The following is an 18591-nucleotide window of genomic DNA, read 5'->3' as shown; positions in this document are numbered from 1 at the left end:
ATATTCCACGATTATAAGTGGGGCAGTGTGACGGTAAGCTGAGTGCCATTCCCGCTTAGATCGTGGTTGGCTGTTGTAGACTGACAGTGGCTAATAATCTGAAAGTGGCCACCCAATGCCTCGACTCGCTCACGCATCCCCCGTAAACCAAAGCCGTTCAGCTGCGCTTGTGCTTTGAAACCGATGCCATCATCGTGAATGCGCAGTGTGACATCACTTGCCAACGAAAACTCAATCACAATGTGGCTAGCTTCTGCGTATTTCAAGGCATTATTGAGCGCCTCTTGGCACAATCGATAAAGGGTCACCTTGGTGGCATCACTTAACTTTTGCAGTTGAGCGGTTGAATTCCCCGTCCAAACCACTTGGGTTTTAATGCCGTGCGTCTCAAATTCAAGGTCACGCAGCAGTTGATCCAGTGCTTCGACTAGGCCTAAATCATCTAAGGTTTTAGGGCGTAAACGGGTTAGCAAACTTTTAGTTGTGTCATAAACATTTAAAGAGAGAGACTCAATGGTTTTAGCACAATGGCTGGTGACGGGCTGAGATTCGACGCGTTGAATAATGCTGGCTTGAGTACGGATAGCGGTAATGTTTTGACCGATCTCATCGTGCAGCTCGCGAGCAATATCGCGTCGAACAGATTCTTCAGCTTTGACTAATTGGCGGGACAAATTTTGGTTACGATCAAGCTGTTGGCGCAGCTTGGTGTTGAGATCTCTTTGTCGCTGCACACCCATTCCCAGCAAAATGCCGGTTAAACTTTGTGCTGAAAGAGAGAGCAGGAGATCAGTGACTTCCATATTAGAGACACCACTACGAGCCGCGATCAATGCAATGCTATTGAGCAGAGTGCCGAGCAATGCACCTTGCCAGCCGTAGCGAAAAGCGAGCAAAATGATCGGGATGGCTAAACAAAATGGCGCAAAACGCCGAAGCTCATCAGGTAAACCAATTTGCAGCGCAATGCTTAAAATAAATAGTAAAGAGTAGAGTAAGACGTGACGCGTGCGAAATTCGATATGACGAGAGACTAAGTTCGCCGTCAGTGGAACCCAAGTGCTTTGGAAAAGATAATTCCATATCAAATAGCAGCTTGGCACAATCATTAAGCCAGCTGTGATGCTGACTAACATCACCATTGACGCGGTATGGCCGTGGTAGGTGGTGGCCAGCGTATTAATGATAGCGCTGGCGAGGATCAACCCGCCCATCACAATAAAGCGACGCCACTGACTTCCGTGGTAGTAGCGCTGGGCGAGCAGGTTTAAGGGCAGCGTTGCGATACTGGCGGCGAGTACGGTCAGCCATTGAGGTTGTTCCATTAGCATGGCGAGCGCAATCGTCAGCCACCATTCTGCACCATAAATCGCGGGCCAGTAACGTTGTGGACTGTGCAGCGCAGTGCCTAAACGCAGAGCAAAAGGAAAGAAGAAGATCGCCAGTTCCGGATCGTTGACAAAATAGTAGGCGATAACCCACAAGCAAAACCAACTGCAAGAGAGCAGAAACCAAGCGCAGAGTGACGTAATAAAATAGCGTGGCATTAGAATGAGTCAGAAAAATATTTCGCTAAGGCCACGTTATTACTCACACCTAACTTATCCATGGCATTGGCGCGATGGACATGAATGGTTTTGTGGCTAAGCCCAAGCTCATTAGCGACCGCTTTCACATCCAGCCCGGCAGCCAGCATTTCACTGATTTGTCGCTCACGTTTGGTCAACTGTGCCAATAGCTTTGCCTCGCGCTTGGGAGAGGTGAGTTTAAGCGCAATATCGGGTGTTAAGTAGCAACCACCATGGGCGCTGGTTCGTACGGCTTGGATGAGTTCATCTGGGCTACAACGTTTGCTTAAGTAGCCTCTTGCTCCAGCCTCCAAGGCTTTTTCGACCATGGCCGCGGAATCGTGAACGCTCAGCATAATGCAAGCTATCCCTGAGGGTAGATCTTGAAGCAGCGACAGCCCGCTTTCATCAGGCATTGAAATATCAAGAATACAGACGTTTGCCCCCGTGCCGGGAAGCCCTGCGCGCGCCTCGGCCGCCGAGCTAAATTGGCCGACCACTTGGATGTCGTCTTCAAGGTTCATGAGTTGGGCAAAGCCTGAACGTACCACGATATGGTCATCCACTAGTGCTACTTTGATCATCACAATCCCCACTGTTTATATTGCCTGAGTAAAAAGGGAGCTTAAACTAACGCCACAGAGGCAATTAAACAAGTAATATATCCCTTTGTTATGGGTGCCATTATAGAGGAGTCTAGCGCGTCAAAAAGGAAAGGGTGACACAATAAAACGCGACACACTCATAAAAGAGAATATCGCGTTTGATTTTGTTGGGAGCTAAGCGGCAGCGGCAGCCAGCTTTAGCCTTTTCTCATGGCGGATCTTACGCTCTTCAGCGATTGCGACAAAGGCTAACAATACAATACAGATCATCGCTGAAGTGTCGAGCGCAGCAAAGGTGCCCTTCCAGCCTGTAAGGCCAAAAATCGGTGTACCGTCGGCGATCATACCTAGGCCAAGTTTGGCAAAACTATCACCAATTAAGTAAGCAAAGGTGCCCTTAACGCCATCGGCGACACTGATCGCTTTTTTCGGCACAAAGCCAACCGCAGCAACACCAATCAGTAATTGTGGGCCAAAAACAAGGAAACCTAGCACAAACAGTGACCCGAGATACATAAACTCGCTGGTGGCGTGCTGATAGAATTCGAGCGCAACAATGATGAGTCCCAGAGAGACACAGGCGACCAAAGCTCGGCGGCCATTAGCAAGATCGGACAGATAACCCCACATTAAAGTGCCGACTAATGCGCCCACTTCAAAGAGAGTGAAGCCTGAAATGGCCGCTTCTTTTGACAAACCAAGTTCTTGATAGGCATACACAGTAGACCACTGGTCGATGCCGATACGCACGATGTAGAGGAAGATGTTGGCAAAGCAGAGTAACCAAATCACTTTGTTTTTCAAAATGTATTCAACAAAGATCTCACGTTTGGTCATTTGGTTTTCTTCCGCAGCAATATCTTCCTCACTGACCGCTTCATCAAACAACTCTTCGACCGTACCTAAACCGTATGCTTCAGGAGAGTCACTACCGTAACGCAAACCAATGAAACCCACCACTAATGCGATGATTGATGGGAACACAAACATGCCCACAACGTGACCATTAAAGAGATAGTTTGCACCAAACAGTGCTACGCCTGCCGCACCTGCGCCGCCGACATTGTGCGACATATTCCATAAACCTAAGTAGGTGCCGCGTTTATTTTTGGGCGTCCATTTGGTGATAGTGGAGTAGCTTGATGGCCCACCAGTACTTTGGAAAAAACCGCTTAGCGCATAAAAAGCAACCATTAGGAAAATGCTGACGCTTGAACCGCCCATGCTCATGCTAAATCCAAGCATTGCAATACCAGAAAGGATCAGCATAAAAGGTAGGAACTGTTTCGTGTTCTTGCCATCGGCGTAGTAAGAGACCACTGTCTTACCAATCCCGTAAGTGATGGAGAAACCAAGACCAATCAGCCCTAGCTGTGTCATCGACAAGCCGTAGGTTGAAATCATATCGTTTTGTGCAACGTTGAAGTTTTTGCGCACTAAATACATCGCCATGTAGCCAATAAACACCACAAGGTATGATTGTAAAAATGGTTTGAACCACATTTTACGGCGTTCTGCTGCGGGGAGATCGAGGGTCGGTAGCCGAACCTGTTGCAAAAGTTTTAGCATGTGAAATCCTTAGAAAATCACGTCAAAGAAATCTCTGCTGTCAGTCAATTCACACCAGAGTCGAATGGCTAGCAACCGTCTGGCTGCATTATAGAGTGATTGTAAAAATCGGCTTGGCGATTGACTTGAGGGCATGGCCTAACTGAGTTAGGAATATTTCCTAGTTTGGGTAGATTGATAGACAAAGCGTGAATGGAGTCACATTGATATGCATCTTGAAACGTCGTCTTTAAGCTAACGATTTGTAGCGAACTTGAGGGTATTTGTTAAGTTTTTAGCGCTGCCGCACTGTTATTTTTATCATTGCGTTATATAGTGTCGACAAGAAAAAATTGAGTGTTGCTATGATTCGCCTAAACCGTTTTAACAGAATAATGTTGCTCACCAGCGCGCTCAGTTGGGTGTTGGTGTCGCTTATGCCTGTAATAAATGCGCATGGCAATACGGCGGGGGTTTGGGCCACACTGTGCACCATTAATGGTTTTGAGCTGGTTCAAATTGAAGAGGGAAAAGTACAGACACAGCATACGAAACCCTGTCCCTTTGCTCATTTCTCCACCTTTCATCAAGATTCACTTCCAACGACACCTTTACTGACACGACTGAACTTGTTTGTTTCAGACAGCTACACTTTTTTGGCTCTAAGTGTACGATTTGAAAAACAAGTTCCTCGTGCGCCACCATTATTTAATCTGTTGTACTGGCGTTAGAAAATAGCCTTGATTCCTTCTTCTATTCACTATTCAGAATAAAGCTCTAACGGTAAACCATCTGGGTCGGCGAAAAATGTGTATTCGCGACCAGTGAACTCATCAACGCGGATGGGCTCGACGATGACGCCTTTTTCCTCTAAATACGCTTTGACTTCACTGACACTGTCCACCACAAACGCTAAATGTCGTAGCCCTTGAGCTTCAGGGAAGCTTGGTCTTGGTGGTGTATTTGGAAATGAGAACAGCTCAATTTGTCCGCCATCGGGCAGAGCAAGATCCAGCTTGTATGAATCGCGAGCGGTGCGGTAATTTTCAGCAATAACAGGTAGCCCTAAGATCTGAGTATAAAACGCTTTGGAACGTGCGTAGTCTGAACAAATAATTGCCGCGTGGTGGATTCGTTTTAGCATGATTACCCTTTATTTGTTGAGCTGGCTGACCAAATGTTCAGTGACGTAATCAATGAACACCCGCAGCCTTGCTGGCATGTACTTTGTTTGCGGATATTGCATGGCAATCGAGCCGTAGTAATTACTTTTGATCGTCCAATCGGCTAATAGTCGGACGACGCTGCCTTCAACGAGCGCTTGCTGAATGACAAAATCATGGAAGATGCCGATACCTAAGCCATTTTTCACGCCGTTCAAACGCATTTGTGAGTGGTTTACTGCATAGCGGCCTGAGACGGCCACCGTATGGAACTCATCTTCTTTATGAAAATCCCAGAGATGGTCACGCTCGGTTTCGGCAAGATACAAGCAGTCGTGATCCGTTAATTCGATAGGGTGGATTGGCGTGCCTCTGGCCGCTATATATTCTGGGCTGGCGCACAACACTAAGTGGGTTTTGCCAATTTCACGCAATACCAAGTTTTCATCTGGCTTATCAGTCAGTTTAAACGCCACATCAATATTGTGTTTGAATAAATCGATCGCACCATCTGCAGCTCTCAGCTTAAGTTGAATTTCAGGGTATTGAGTTAGAAAAGGAAGCACAAGGGGTTGCAGAACTGAGTTCAAAAATGCTTCAGGTGCAGCAACAGTGAGTGCGCCTGCAGGTTCGGTGTGGTCAGAGGTGGAAAGCTCAACCGCTTGCTGCGCAGCGTTGACCATCAACAGACTTTGATCATAAACGCGCTTTCCTGCCTGAGTGATTAAGAGTTGGCGCGTGGTTCGCTCAAATAACTTCACTGATAGCGCTTGTTCTAAACGGGTAATCAATTTACTTAATGCCGAAGGTGTTACCCCTAGCTTTTGAGCGGCTGCCGTAAAGCTACCTTCATTGACGACGAGAATGAAAGCCGCTAAATCAGGCAGCAGGGCGATAAGACGATGCGTGATCATAATTGTATTTGTGCCTGAAGTTCACGAATGGTTTTCCATGTCATGGGATAATAGTCGTAAATGGGATCAACTAAAATACCATTAAGCGATTTTACAGTGTAAATGAAGGATCTATTTTCGTTTAGGCTGCCCTACACCATAGCTATTGCGCTATATAAAAATAAGGACGTAGCAATGTCTTCTGCATTTTATCAACAGATCCAAAACCAGCTTGAGGAAATCAAAGCGGAAGGTCTGTATAAATCTGAACGTGTGATCATTTCGCAACAACAAGCGGCGGTCGAGATTTCTACTGGTGAAGAAGTGTTGAACTTCTGTGCCAACAACTACCTTGGTTTGGCCAATCACCCTGCGCTGGTTGAAGCGGCGAAGCAAGGCATGGACAGTCACGGCTTTGGTATGGCTTCGGTACGTTTCATCTGTGGTACGCAAGATATCCATAAGCAACTGGAACAGAAGCTCTCTCAATTCTTAGGTAAAGAAGATACGATTCTTTACACCTCATGTTTTGATGCAAACACCGGTTTATTTGAAACTATTTTAGATAAAGAAGACGCGATTATCTCTGACGCGTTGAACCATGCCTCAATCATTGATGGTGTGCGTTTATGTAAAGCAATGCGTTTTCGTTACTCCAACAACAACATGGAAGAGTTAGAACAGCAGTTGATCGCAGCCGATGCGGCGGGCGCTCGTAATAAGCTCATCGTAACGGATGGCGTATTCTCAATGGATGGCGTGGTAGCTAATTTACCCGCAATTTGCGACTTAGCCGATCGATATAACGCGCTCGTCATGGTGGATGATTCACACGCGGTTGGATTTATGGGTGCAAATGGCCGTGGCACGCATGAATACCATGATGTGATTGACCGTATTGATATCATCACCGGTACCCTTGGTAAAGCCATGGGTGGTGCTTCAGGTGGCTACACTTCCGGTAAAAAAGAGGTGATTGATTGGCTTCGTCAACGTTCACGTCCTTATTTATTCTCTAATTCGGTTGCGCCAGCGATTGTTGCAGCATCGATTCGCGTGCTGGATTTGCTAGCAGAAAGCGCCGCGCTTCGCGACCAACTTTGGGATAACGCTGCGCATTTCCGTACTCGAATGGAAGGCGCGGGGTTCACTATGGGTGGCGCGGATCACGCCATCATCCCAATTATGCTCGGCGATGCTATCGTTGCAGCAGAGTTTGCAGAACGAGCATTAGCTAAGGGCATTTATGTTGTTGGTTTCTCGTTCCCTGTTGTGCCCAAAGGCCAAGCTCGTATTCGTACACAAATGTCAGCCGCGCATAGCCGCGAGCAACTCGACCACGCCATTGATGCGTTTATTGCTGTTGGCCAAGAAATGGGGCTCATTAAATGAAAATTAAAGCATTATCCAAACTCAAACCAGAGCAAGGCATTTGGATGACCGAAGTACCAATGCCTGAACTTGGTCACAACGATCTGCTGATTAAAATTAAGAAAACCGCAATTTGTGGCACCGATGTTCACATCTATAACTGGGATGAGTGGTCACAAAAAACCATCCCAGTGCCAATGGTGGTTGGCCATGAATACGTGGGTGAAGTGGTTGGCATTGGTCAAGAAGTTCGCGGTTTTGAATTAGGTGATCGCGTGTCTGGCGAAGGTCATATTACTTGCGGCCATTGTCGAAATTGCCGCGGTGGTCGTACTCACTTATGTCGTAATACTGTGGGTGTTGGTGTGAACCGCACGGGTGCATTTTCTGAATACTTAGTTATCCCTGCGTTTAATGCTTTCAAGATCCCAGATGGTATTTCCGATGATCTAGCCTCGATTTTTGACCCATTTGGTAACGCGGTACATACCGCATTGTCATTTGATTTAGTCGGCGAAGATGTGCTGATCACTGGTGCTGGTCCAATCGGTATCATGGCGGCCGCAGTGGCGAAACACGTTGGTGCGCGCCATGTGGTGATCACCGACGTGAACGAATATCGTCTTGAACTTGCGCGCAAAATGGGCGTGACACGCGCCGTGAATGTTGCGGAACAAAAGTTAGAAGAGGTCATGAGTGAACTTGGCATGACGGAAGGTTTTGACGTCGGCCTTGAAATGTCAGGCGTACCGAGTGCCTTTAGTTCTATGCTGAAAACCATGAATCACGGTGGTCGTATTGCTTTATTAGGTATCCCACCTTCAGATATGGCGATCGATTGGAACCAAGTGATCTTCAAAGGTTTGGTGATTAAAGGTATCTATGGCCGTGAAATGTTCGAAACTTGGTATAAGATGGCGAGCCTAATCCAATCTGGCCTTGATTTAACGCCTATCATTACTCACCATTACAAAATTGATGACTTCCAAACGGGCTTCGATGCTATGCGCAGCGGGCTTTCTGGCAAAGTTATCCTTGATTGGGAATAATCGAATATTGAAGTTGAAGCGCTCCGGTTGGGGCGCTTTTTTTGAACAGCATTTACTCTGCGACTACAGAATAAACAAGCAAGTTAACGGCGGTGGCAAAACATGGCGCTAGGAGAAAACTAATACCGACGTAAGAAAACGAATAATTTTCAAACGATCACTTCATTTAGCGTACCAAAATAAAAATCCATGTAAATGCAGCAAAGAGTAGTGCAATCAAAACCGCAGCTGATCCTATATCCTTCGCACGGCCACTGAGCTCATGCCACTCACTACCTACGCGATCAACTACAGCTTCCACGGCTGAATTCATAAGCTCAACGATGACAATCAGTACTAAGCTACCGATCATCATTAACTGTTCTAATTCATTGACCGGCAAGAAAAAAGTGATCGCAATTAGAATGATAGAAGCGACGATTTCTTGCCTAAAGGCGGCTTCATTTTTCCATGCAGCCTGAAGGCCTTTCATTGAATAACCTGTAGCGTAAAATAAACGACTTATTCCTGTACGGCCTGGTTTCATAAAGTGAGTAACCTAATAGTTAATAATGAGATAATAAAAATGTCGATAGCTTGAGTTGACTCTCATCTTATTAAAAAGTGCTATCGGATGTAGCATACTGTATCTATCTATTATTTTTCTATATGAAAATTCATTGCCATGTCACTTTTTTGAAATAATACAAAGTTGATGTTATCTCTATTAACAAAAATCGCCATAGTAATGATTAAAATTTAGACGGCCTCTTCAGTCATGAATACTAATTAAAAGTTAAATAGAGCATTAAATACGGATCTTTTTGTAAATACACCCCTGTTACTTAGTCGATTAAACCTGATGAACCTAAGCACTCAGGTTCAATGAACATATTTCTATTTTTTATGTAACAGCATATTTTTTAAATAATTGTGGTCAGTCCAGTGGCTCATTATCACAATGGCGGCTATATGGCTTATCGTTGCCAGCATCGTCAGATTTGCGAGCGCTCCATGCAATTCGCTGAGCCAGTCATTTGCCGATAACATGTCCAGTTGTGTTGCCCAGCCGCTAAGTCCTGTTAGGAGGAGGCCAGACCACAAAATCCAGACCATCACAGCTCCAGCTGGGTTGTGCCCTTCATGGTGATCTTCTTTTGTTTCTATTACTTGCTTTATGTGAATAAACGCATTGTGTATTGAAGGCTTAAAGGCAGACAAGCGAGCAGGGGAATGGACAATAAGACCCCAAATGAGACGAAGGCATATCGTGATCATCAGTAGATAGCCAATCCATTGGTGTGTTTTACTACCTTCTTCTGTTATGAGGTAGTTGGTTAAGAAAGATCCCGCCACAATCCAATGTGTCAAGCGAACAAATAGATCCCATTTGTAAGTTTTAGGCATTTTAGCGTTCCTCTATTTTGTTTATATTATCAAGATTGAAATGGATTTCTGTCGTTTAATTAATCTAAATAAATCCCGCCATTCTTAATTCTGTCAGTGTTCGATAAAGGAATTTGCCATATTAATCTTAAGAAAAACTTAAGACATTTAACGCATGAAGATAAAATAGGCGATAGTTTTTCGTTTTACAAAATGAAATGGAACTTATTTCTTTTATCAATGCCTTAACGTATTATCTAATCATTCATTTAATCTTAATAGTTGTTGAAATTTATGCTCAATAAAATCAAACCCTACTTAGGGCCTCTCTATCCGATTGCTGCCGTATTCGTGGTGGGGCTAGTTATCTTTTTTGTCTCTCGTTTAGGACTGGCTATCTGGCATTTTGAACGGGTGAGTGATGCTGGTGGATGGCTGACCATTTTCTTAAGTGGTCTGCGAGTTGATATTGTTTCTCTTTGTTATTTGCTTATTTTACCAGCGTTGTTATCTAGCCTACTGTCTGGCGATCATGCTGTCGGTCGGGTTTGGCATTGGTTTTTACGTGTGTGGATTACCGGCGGTTTGTGGTTGATTGTTTACATGGAAGCAGCAACACCGCCATTTATTATTGAGTACGATCTGCGACCTAATCGAATTTTTATCGAATATCTCATTTATCCCAAAGAAGTTTTCAGTATGCTTTGGAGTGGCTATAAATTTGAACTTTTCCTTGGTGCCGTAGTTTCCACGTTCACACTTTTTGTCGGTTGGAAATGGAGCAAGCAGCTTGTTTCGAACTTAAGCTTTCCTAAATGGTATTGGCGTCCGCTGATTGCTATTTTTGTTGTGGCTATTGGTATTTTGGGGGCGCGTTCTTCACTGGGACACCGTCCATTAAATCCGGCGATGGTGGCTTTTTCTAGTGACCCTTTGGTGAATGATTTAACGTTAAACTCCTCATTTTCAGCGATTTTTGCTGCCAAACAGATGAAATCTGAAGCGAGTGCTTTCGAGTTTTACCCGAAAATGGATAAGGAGGAGATCGTCCAAGAAATTCGTGCATCCATGAATGTCGACAATAAAGACTTTGTCTCTGCACAACAACCTAGCATGGCAATGCACCAAGCGACCTATCAAGGCCAGCCTAAAAATATCGTAATCCTACTGCTTGAAAGTCACGGTGCACGTTATGTTAGCCGCCTTGGTGGTATCGATGCGTCACCCAATATCGATAAACTGATTGATGAGGGGTGGGCATTCACCCGTTTGTACGCAACGGGAACGCGTTCTGTTCGTGGTATTGAAGCGGTGACCACTGGGTTTTCTCCGACTCCTGCACGTTCAGTGGTCAAATTAGGTAAAAGCCAAACGAATTTCTTTTCAATTGCTGATTTATTAAAGTCTCGAAATTACCACACACAATTTATTTACGGTGGTGAAAGCCACTTTGACAATATGAAGAGTTTCTTCTTAGGTAACGGTTTTGTCGATATGCAAGACTTCCCAACTTTTGATTCGCCTAAATATGTTGGTTCATGGGGCGCGTCAGATGAAGATCTTTACAATAAGGCAGATCAGCAATTTATGAAGATGAGTCGTGAAGGTAAACCGTTCTTTAGCTTAGTTTTTAGCTCATCGAACCACAGCCCATTTGAATACCCTGATAACGTGATTGAACCGTATAATGAGCCAAAGCAAACGGTGGAAAATGCGGTGAAATATGCAGACTATGCGCTTGGACAGTTCATTGAAAAAGCGAAAAAGTCACCATATTGGGATAACACGGTGTTTGTTGCTGTGGCAGATCATGATGCTAGAACACAGGGTAATCAGCCTGTACCAGTCGATTACTTTCGAATTCCAGCGGTGATTTTTGGTGGCGGCATTGAACACCGCATTGACGATCGTCTAGTTAGTCAAATTGACCTTGCACCCACACTGCTTTCTTTGGCCGGTATCAGTAGCCAAAACCCAATGATTGGGTTCGATTTAACTCATGATGTTCCTGCTGAGAAGCAGCGAGTAATGATGCAACGAGATAAAAACTATGGCTATATGACAGCAGACAACCAACTGGTTGTTATTCGGCCTGAGCAAGGTATTTCTACTTATCAATATGATTTTAAATCAGATACCCTGACAGAAAAAGAGTTGGATCCAGAAGTGGTTAAACGTGCTCATGCCAATGCTATGTGGGGAAGCTTAGCGTTTAAAGAAAACTACTACACCGCATCTGATTCATATTGATTATATTTTTATCCACCTACAGCGTTATGCGATAAATCAGTACCCAAAAGTGGCTGAGAAACATAAACTGGTTGGACTTAAACAAGTTTAGCCAGTTTGTGAGACGCAAAATGTTAGAAAAAGAGAACCTGATTAAACTTGCGCGTATGCCAATGCCGTTTGGTAAGTATGCAGGGCGAGCGCTTATCGACTTACCAGAAGAGTATTTGCTGTGGTTTGATAAGAAGGGCTTCCCTGAAGGGGAGCTCGGGCGTTTGCTGCAACTTTGCTTAGCGTTGAAAATTGAAGGATTGGATAGCGTGGTTAAGCCACTAAAGCGTATGTGATCTAGTGGCTAACCGCGTTATTTTTTCATCAGTTTGGCGAGATCGGCAAAGGGGTTATAGGTCGCGCTTTGATGATCGTCTAATCTCGCAACAGGCTCAGCGCCAAATCGGTCGTGGTCTGAATATTTAGAGTGCTCATGATCGTGACAATAGAGGCATAAAAGCTCCCAGTTACTGCCATCTTCAGGGTTATTGGTGTGATCGTGATCTTTGTGGTGTACAGTTAATTCCCGTAAATTTGAATAAACGAATTCACGCGCGCAATTGCCACACACCCAAGGGTAAAGTTTAAGTGCTTTTTCTCGGTAACCGCTCTCTTTACGAGCATAATTGGCACTTGAACCATAAAAATCTGACGACATGTTAATTCCAACTATTGATTAAAAATACTTTTTCGATATTAAAAACCAAAAATCTGCGCTAATCAAAGTTTGTGTGATTTATTTTAATGCACGTCCTCACACCTTAGCGTAAGTGTCACTTTTACCACTCAATCTCAATCGGCGTGCCTTCTTTGACTAGGCTCAAAAATTCATCCATTTCTGAGTTAGTCAGTGCAATACAACCATTAGTCCAATCAAAACTTTGCACATATTCTGGTCGTTGCTTGTCGCCATTTTTTAGACCATGGATTTTTATATCACCACCGGGATTGATGTTTAAGCGCTGTGCATGCACTTCATCTTGATGATTCGGGTAACTGATATGAATCGAACGATAATAGCCAGAATCATTACTGATAGCTTCAAGATAGTATCGACCTTCTGGAGTACGTTGATCGCCTTCTTGCTGTTTATGTCCTTTGGGTTCTTTACCCAAGGCAATTCGATACTCTTGAATGATCTGCTGTCCCGAGATCAAGTACATGCGACGCTTAGATTTATCCACTTTGACCAGATCAATCTCAGCCGCTGCGCTGTTGAGTGAAAAACATAGAAACAAAAGTAGCCTAAAGTATCGGGTCATAAGAGAGTGTCAGTACTGATAAGGTGGCAAATAGAGAGACATTATGCAGCGGAAGAATGAACGTGGCTAGTTGTCAATATTGTCTTGCAAATAAGACAATGCTAAAAATAATAGGGCTAACCATGTAATAAATGGAAACAGAATCTCAAAAATGTAGGTTAACTCTAGGATGTAAAAACATAGAGTGCAAATTTGCGGCCGACTTAACAGCGACCTTTTTAAGAGTTTGATTGCACATGATCTTTTGTCTAATTTTGCAATGAAAATTATTAAAATGTCAGGCCGCTCATATGTTCTCTCGTACTTTACTCAAACAGATTTCTTCTGCTCGCAACCATCGTATGCTCGCGGAAGCAACGTTTGATTTTCTTCAAAGTTTCATTTCTCCCAAATCAATGCGGATCTTTCATGCACCAACATTAAACAAGCGCCATGAGCCATTATTTGAGTACAACTTACCGACAGCTCTGCAAAATTATCCAAATACCTTTTGGAATTGGGCCGCACAATTTGACACCTCTGATGGTCTAATTCCACTAGCGATCAACACCTGCAATTGGGACTACCGTAGTGTGATGGGCGGTGAGTCTTATCTTTTTATGTTAGATAACCACCCTGATTTAAGAACCTATTTGCTGCTTGAGGCAATTGATAACGTCAACATTCATGCGAAAACAGAATCCGGAGAGCTCGATTGTTTGCAACTGATTGCGGCTCGTTGGCAATGTCTTCGCGCGGAATCTGAAGCGGCAAAGGAGTTTAAAAATAGAGATATCCGCGAAGCAAAGTATTTGGATGAAATTAAACAGCGCGAAATGTTCATTGATAACATGAAGTTGGTTCATCAATTAGCGATTGAACTGGCTAACCCAGACAATTTAGATGCGCTGCACAGAGCGGCCGTTGATGTAACGAAAACACGCTTAGGGTTTGATCGAGCCGCTTTTTTAGTTCTTGATATGAAAAAACGTTGTTTTAGCGGAACTTATGGTACGGATGAAAGCGGAAAAACGGTGAGCGAACACCATACCCAATACGATTTGCACCAGCTAGAAGAAAGTTATTTAAGCGGTCTTTCTGATGATACTAAAAGTTTGGTGCTGATCGACGATGCCCCTCTATACACGGCGGGAAATGTGGTGGGACAAGGGTGGAATGGGATGTTAATTCTACGTGATGGTAATGAAACCATTGGTTGGATCGCGATTGATAACTACATTAATCGACAGCCCATAACTGAATACCAAAAGCAGATGTTGGAATCTTTTGGTTCATTGCTTGCGCAAATTTATATTCGCAAGCGTCAGGAGCAAAATGTTCGCATGTTGCATGCGAGCATGGTTGAACTGTCACGTTGTATGACGGTGAGTGACGTGTGCAAATCGGCGGTCAGTTTTGCGATTAACCGCATGGGCATTGATCGGATGGCAGTATTTTTGACCGATAAACACTGCTCGTACATTCAGGGAACGTGGGGAACCGATATCCAAGGCAACATTGTGAATGAATCGTATTTTCGTTCTGGGACCACCAATAATATGATTGTTGATATGGCCAAAGCCAACCCCAATGAGGTGGTGTTTGAAGAGTCAGTCCCTATTTATCATGACAGCAACATTGTTGGTTTTGGCTGGACAGCCATGACCATGCTTACCAACAATGGCGAACCTATTGCTTTTATTGCTGCGGACAATTTGATCCGCCGCTCACCACTGACCTCACAACTGCGAGAAGTGATCCGCATGTTCGCCTCTAATTTAACCGAAGTATTGATGCGCACCAGTGCTCAGCAGGCGATCAGTGAACTGAATGAGAATTTAGAAATTGAGGTGCGTAACCGTACCTATGAGTTACAAAAAGTGAACGACAAACTGGACTTAATGGCCAAAATGGATCCATTAACTCGCCTTGGAAATCGTCGGATGTTAGCTCATTTATTGGAACGCATCGGTTCGAGAGTACAAAATGAGACCGTAAGTTATGGTTTAATTTTGCTTGATATTGATCACTTTGGTTTATTTAATAATTACTACGGTCACTTGGAAGGGGATATTGCTTTGATTCGTATTGGCCATATTCTCAACCAACATGCTCAGGCAGAGAATGAACTCTTTTGCCGAATTGGTGGTGAAGAATTTATATTGTTGGTGGCCAACCGCGATGCAGCAGAAGTGAAAGCGTTGGCTGAAAGCATACGCTTTAGTATTGAACGAGAGCAGATTGAACATAGTGAGAACCCTGATGGTGACTGCTTAAGTGTCTCGATTGGTTACACTATTGCCCAGTACCTTCCCAGTGAACTTAAGTTTGAGGAGATGTACAGCAAAGCGGATAAGGCACTTTACCAAGCAAAAGATAATGGCAGAAACCAAGTCGTTGGTTACTCTGAGCAAAAAAACCATACTCGAAGTGATAAAGTCGCCGCGCCAAATTCATAGTGTTAGCGCGGCGAGTCATGGCAAGGATAATGAGAACAGCAGATTATTCAGTCTGAGAGGTAATATTCAACCGTTGAAACGACGCGTACTTTTTTGATGTAAGGAGTATTGTTATCACGATCCACAATACTAAATTGTCCCTGTGAAGCACGTTTAATCTTGCCAAGTGAGCTTTGCGAATCTTTGGCAAATTTCTCTGCGACTTCTCTTGCTTGTTTGGTCGCTTCTTCAATCATGTCGGGTTTGATTTCATTCAGTCCAGAGAATGAATAATCAACGCGGTTGTTGTAAGGATCTTGATTAAAAACGATGCCTTGTTTTCCTAAATTGCCGAGCTTATTAATGGCCTCGCGCACTAGGTCAACTTGATTGCTGTACACCGTAATGGTTTGGTTCGCTAAATAACGAAACTCGACTAAATTTTCTCCACCATACTGCTGTGCTTTTTTGTCGATCACCGCTGGCGATGATAGCGAGACACTTTTTTCATCAATGCCTTGTTGAGCTAAAAATGCGGTCACCAGTTGGCTCTGCTTTTCAATCGTGTTGAACATGGTGGGTAAATCATTATCGGCCACACTAAATTGGATCGGCCAAACAACTGTGTCGGCGGGATATTCTCGCTCTGATAATCCTTTAACGGTCACCACGCGCTCATACTCTTTATATTTCACAGCCGTTTGCTGCACAAAGTAACCGAGGGTTGCGAGCCCGAGTATTAAACTCAAACCGATGATCAATGAAGCGCTACTTTTTATTTGCATGCCTTGTTTTCCTTTTGTTGGCAACAGTCCCAAAATGACTTGAAGTCACAGCGGTTAGTCGTTTGAATATAACAGCATACCTTAGATTTGAGATTGTGATTTCGACAGCCATTTTCGGTTAGAGTTTTGCCAGCGATTCTAACTTTTTATGCTGGCGCTTAGTTTGCTTTTTTTGAATGGCATCAATCATAGAGATTAACGCTGAGCCATCCCAATCACTTTTCTGAGGTGCGTACAAAGTTTTAAGTTGCTGGTTGACTTGTGCATCTAGTGCGGTTTTCTCTTCATCACTTAATACGACTGAATCGCGCCAGAGGGTGAAGTAATAGCTGATTTTGGCACCATATTGGCTTTGTACAGCTTCTTTTAACTGTTGATATTGGTGGCCTTCAAGCGGTTGATGATGAGCGTTGGTTTCCTGTGTTGCTGTTTGTGGCGCGTTACGAAATGACCAAGCGACTACCATAGTCGCCATCCATAACAGTGCAAAAAATGCGGTAAAGTAGGGCCAGTATCCTGCATCTTTAACGGTGACGGTTTGTACTGTTGGTGGTGTCAGCACAGAGGTGGATGGGTTGAGTAATTCACCTGGCGAAACCTCTAGCTTTAATCCTTTGGCTTGCGCGCTTTGCTGAGATTCGTTTTTGGTGTCCCACCAACTGACGGTGAGATCCGCTAGATCAACCTTACCGACGGTTTTTGGGATGAGTACTTGTTTTAGCGTCATTTGCACATCGCCATTATCTAAGCTTTTAAACTGAGGCTTTTCAGCATAGAGCCGAATTGAGTCTGGATATTGCACTGAGAGGTTAGGCAACTGCGTCTGCGTAAGGCCTTTCACTGTCAGAATCCATTCACGAGTCAACGATTCACCCACTTTGGTTTTAAAGCTCTCGGCGGTGATGATCTGCCCTGTGGCATCTCGCCACGTTTGGTTGAGTGTTAGTTTTGGCGTAGGTAGCCAAGTGCCTTGATAGCTACCCGGTTTCGGCAGTACGGTCAGCGAAAAGGTTTTGGCCGGAATATCGACTTGCAGCAAGCGGGTGCTGCCCGTTTGGTTGTTACCATAGATGAGGCCAGCTTTAAACGCAGGGCCGGATAACGTGAAAGTTCCTGCCTCTTGGGCCGTGACTCTAAATTTTTGGTCTACAACAGTGACTTCAACCCCATCCAATAAGCTTTGGTATTGGTTAGCTTCTCCCTCGGTCGTCAGTTCTAATCCTTGTACAGCGGGTGGCGTAATTTGTGGATTTTGCAGCCTTCTTGGATCAGCTTTGATGATTAGGCGAGCATTGAGAAAAGTGCTTTCACTCGGGTAGAGTTTGCTACGTTCTAGATCGGCTTGTATTTCAACAAGGTCAGATTGCTTGGGCGCTTCACCATCAGCGATAACTTGAATCGCGATCGGTTGAGTAGTAGCGCCATTAACGCTAAAACTAGGAATGGTCAGTATGCCGAGTTTGTTGGCTGCCAACGTTACATTCCATTCACTGCGCGTGCTGCGATCGCCATTGATGATGTTCACCGAAGTACCAAAACTTGGGCGACCGAGAAAAAAATCGTCTTCTAACACCTTAAAGTCGATCGCATCGGTCGATACTTTTTCATCGGCGACAATTCGTAATTGGAATACTTCATTTTTCGCGACCTTATTTTTACTGACGCTGGCGTAAAGTGCAGCCGCGTTAGCGGCCGAGCTCAGTAGAGCAACAGAAACTAGGCTGATAATCGCAGCCCAAAATGAACGCTTGATCGATTTCATACTTACCACTTCTTGCTGTTGTTTTGTGGAGGTTGTGCTTGGTCTTCTTGCCGTTGTCTTGCTTGTAGCAACAATTGTGCTTTGAGTAAGCCACTAGGATCTCGTGCACTTTCGACTTGTTCTAGCTTGCGAAGTTGCGGGTCAATAGTTTGGCTATCGCCTTGCTGTTGCGATTGCTTCTGTGTTTGCTGCTCAGAGGCTTCTTTGTCACTGACTTCATCTTCGTTGTTCATTGATTCATTTGTTTGAGTCGCTTCAGTCTGCTGTTGAGAGGCAGGCGATTCATCCGCCGTGTTGACCTTGGAGCGCTCACTTTGCTCATCTTTACTTTGTGCCGATTGAGGTGAAGACTGAGAGCCGTCGTTCTGCGGTGAGTTATCGCTTTGTTTGTCAGATTTATCTTCTGTTTGTTCGCCATCTTGTTGTTCGTCGTTTTTATTCTGTTCATTATTTTTATTTTCTGAGTGATTTTGATCTTGATTTGGATCGGAAGGCTCACCAGACTGTTGCTGTTGCTGTTGCT

Annotated in this window: 17 protein-coding genes and 1 pseudogene; 6 read left to right on the top strand and 12 right to left on the bottom strand. The window is 44.3% G+C overall.

Annotated features, from left to right (window positions below; genetic code table 11):
* Positions 1-11 precede the first annotated feature (11 nt).
* The 3 genes from uhpB to uhpT form a co-directional block, all read right to left on the bottom strand.
* Positions 12-1547 carry a signal transduction histidine-protein kinase/phosphatase UhpB gene (gene uhpB, locus PL85_RS09935; RefSeq protein ID WP_115340282.1) on the bottom strand — a complete coding sequence of 512 codons (1536 nt, stop codon included), beginning with the start codon at positions 1545-1547 and terminating at the stop codon, positions 12-14.
* Positions 1547-2152 carry a transcriptional regulator UhpA gene (gene uhpA, locus PL85_RS09930; RefSeq protein ID WP_026028260.1) on the bottom strand — a complete coding sequence of 202 codons (606 nt, stop codon included), beginning with the start codon at positions 2150-2152 and terminating at the stop codon, positions 1547-1549. The genes uhpB and uhpA overlap by 1 nt, the downstream gene beginning before the upstream one ends.
* A 195-nt stretch (positions 2153-2347) precedes the next feature.
* Positions 2348-3742, bottom strand: a complete 1395-nt coding sequence (gene uhpT, locus PL85_RS09925) for a hexose-6-phosphate:phosphate antiporter (RefSeq protein WP_094127190.1) — start codon at positions 3740-3742, stop codon at positions 2348-2350.
* Positions 3743-4086: 344 nt separating this feature from the next.
* On the opposite strand from uhpT, the gene PL85_RS09920 reads away from it, so the two are divergent.
* On the top strand, positions 4087-4452 hold the full coding sequence (locus PL85_RS09920) for a hypothetical protein (RefSeq protein WP_026028259.1): 366 nt from the start codon (positions 4087-4089) through the stop codon (positions 4450-4452).
* Between the two features lie 29 nt (positions 4453-4481).
* Here PL85_RS09920 and gloA2 read toward each other — a convergent pair whose 3' ends face one another.
* Together gloA2 and PL85_RS09910 are read right to left on the bottom strand one after the other, a co-directional pair.
* Entirely contained in the window at positions 4482-4865 is a 384-nt protein-coding gene (gene gloA2, locus PL85_RS09915) for an SMU1112c/YaeR family gloxylase I-like metalloprotein (protein WP_013868014.1), read from the bottom strand.
* A 9-nt stretch (positions 4866-4874) separates the two neighbouring features.
* The gene (locus PL85_RS09910) at positions 4875-5798 is read right to left on the bottom strand and encodes a LysR family transcriptional regulator (RefSeq protein WP_017046048.1); all 924 of its coding nucleotides are present in this window, start codon (positions 5796-5798) and stop codon (positions 4875-4877) included.
* Between the two features lie 174 nt (positions 5799-5972).
* Here PL85_RS09910 and PL85_RS09905 point away from each other — a divergent pair, with 174 nt between their 5' ends.
* Together PL85_RS09905 and tdh are read left to right on the top strand one after the other, a co-directional pair.
* Positions 5973-7169: a glycine C-acetyltransferase gene (locus tag PL85_RS09905; protein ID WP_115340281.1), complete on the top strand. Its 1197-nt coding sequence runs from the start codon at positions 5973-5975 to the stop codon at positions 7167-7169.
* Positions 7166-8197, top strand: a complete 1032-nt coding sequence (gene tdh, locus PL85_RS09900; RefSeq protein WP_088733474.1) for an L-threonine 3-dehydrogenase — start codon at positions 7166-7168, stop codon at positions 8195-8197. Before PL85_RS09905 ends, tdh begins: the two co-directional genes overlap by 4 nt.
* Positions 8198-8363: 166 nt before the next feature.
* Here tdh and PL85_RS09895 read toward each other — a convergent pair whose 3' ends face one another.
* Together PL85_RS09895 and PL85_RS09890 are read right to left on the bottom strand one after the other, a co-directional pair.
* Positions 8364-8723, bottom strand: coding sequence for a diacylglycerol kinase (locus PL85_RS09895; RefSeq protein WP_013868010.1), 360 nt, complete (start codon positions 8721-8723; stop codon positions 8364-8366).
* A 350-nt stretch (positions 8724-9073) separates the two neighbouring features.
* Positions 9074-9583, bottom strand: coding sequence for a cytochrome b/b6 domain-containing protein (locus tag PL85_RS09890; RefSeq protein ID WP_017048335.1), 510 nt, complete (start codon positions 9581-9583; stop codon positions 9074-9076).
* 273 nt (positions 9584-9856) lie between these two features.
* Between PL85_RS09890 and PL85_RS09885 the strand changes: the two genes are divergently transcribed.
* Both PL85_RS09885 and PL85_RS09880 read left to right on the top strand, forming a co-directional pair.
* Positions 9857-11812, top strand: a complete 1956-nt coding sequence (locus tag PL85_RS09885; protein WP_115340280.1) for an LTA synthase family protein — start codon at positions 9857-9859, stop codon at positions 11810-11812.
* Positions 11813-11922: 110 nt separating this feature from the next.
* A complete protein-coding gene (locus PL85_RS09880; protein ID WP_026028221.1) occupies positions 11923-12138 on the top strand; it encodes a DUF3820 family protein in 216 nt (71 codons plus the stop codon).
* Positions 12139-12155: 17 nt separating this feature from the next.
* Here PL85_RS09880 and PL85_RS09875 read toward each other — a convergent pair whose 3' ends face one another.
* Together PL85_RS09875 and PL85_RS09870 are read right to left on the bottom strand one after the other, a co-directional pair.
* Entirely contained in the window at positions 12156-12500 is a 345-nt protein-coding gene (locus tag PL85_RS09875; protein ID WP_010318547.1) for a YajD family HNH nuclease, read from the bottom strand.
* A gap of 121 nt (positions 12501-12621) precedes the next feature.
* Positions 12622-13104 carry a L,D-transpeptidase family protein gene (locus PL85_RS09870; RefSeq protein ID WP_115340279.1) on the bottom strand — a complete coding sequence of 161 codons (483 nt, stop codon included), beginning with the start codon at positions 13102-13104 and terminating at the stop codon, positions 12622-12624.
* 290 nt (positions 13105-13394) lie between these two features.
* On the opposite strand from PL85_RS09870, the gene PL85_RS09865 reads away from it, so the two are divergent.
* Complete coding sequence (locus tag PL85_RS09865) at positions 13395-15542, top strand: GGDEF domain-containing protein (protein WP_115340278.1); 2148 nt, start codon at positions 13395-13397, stop codon at positions 15540-15542.
* Between the two features lie 47 nt (positions 15543-15589).
* Here PL85_RS09865 and PL85_RS09860 read toward each other — a convergent pair whose 3' ends face one another.
* From PL85_RS09860 to PL85_RS09850, 3 genes and pseudogenes are all read right to left on the bottom strand, one after another.
* On the bottom strand, positions 15590-16306 hold the full coding sequence (locus PL85_RS09860) for an SIMPL domain-containing protein (RefSeq protein ID WP_026027736.1): 717 nt from the start codon (positions 16304-16306) through the stop codon (positions 15590-15592).
* Positions 16307-16424: 118 nt separating this feature from the next.
* Positions 16425-18077 carry a BatD family protein gene (locus tag PL85_RS09855; RefSeq protein ID WP_115340277.1) on the bottom strand — a complete coding sequence of 551 codons (1653 nt, stop codon included), beginning with the start codon at positions 18075-18077 and terminating at the stop codon, positions 16425-16427.
* Positions 18071-18591, bottom strand: a pseudogene (locus PL85_RS09850) (hypothetical protein); the annotation flags it as partial. The gene PL85_RS09855 and the pseudogene PL85_RS09850, both read right to left, overlap by 7 nt.

It is taken from the genome of Vibrio anguillarum (genome assembly GCF_001989995.2).
Classification (GTDB): domain Bacteria; phylum Pseudomonadota; class Gammaproteobacteria; order Enterobacterales; family Vibrionaceae; genus Vibrio; species Vibrio anguillarum.
This window is presented reverse-complemented; position numbering and strand designations above follow the sequence as displayed.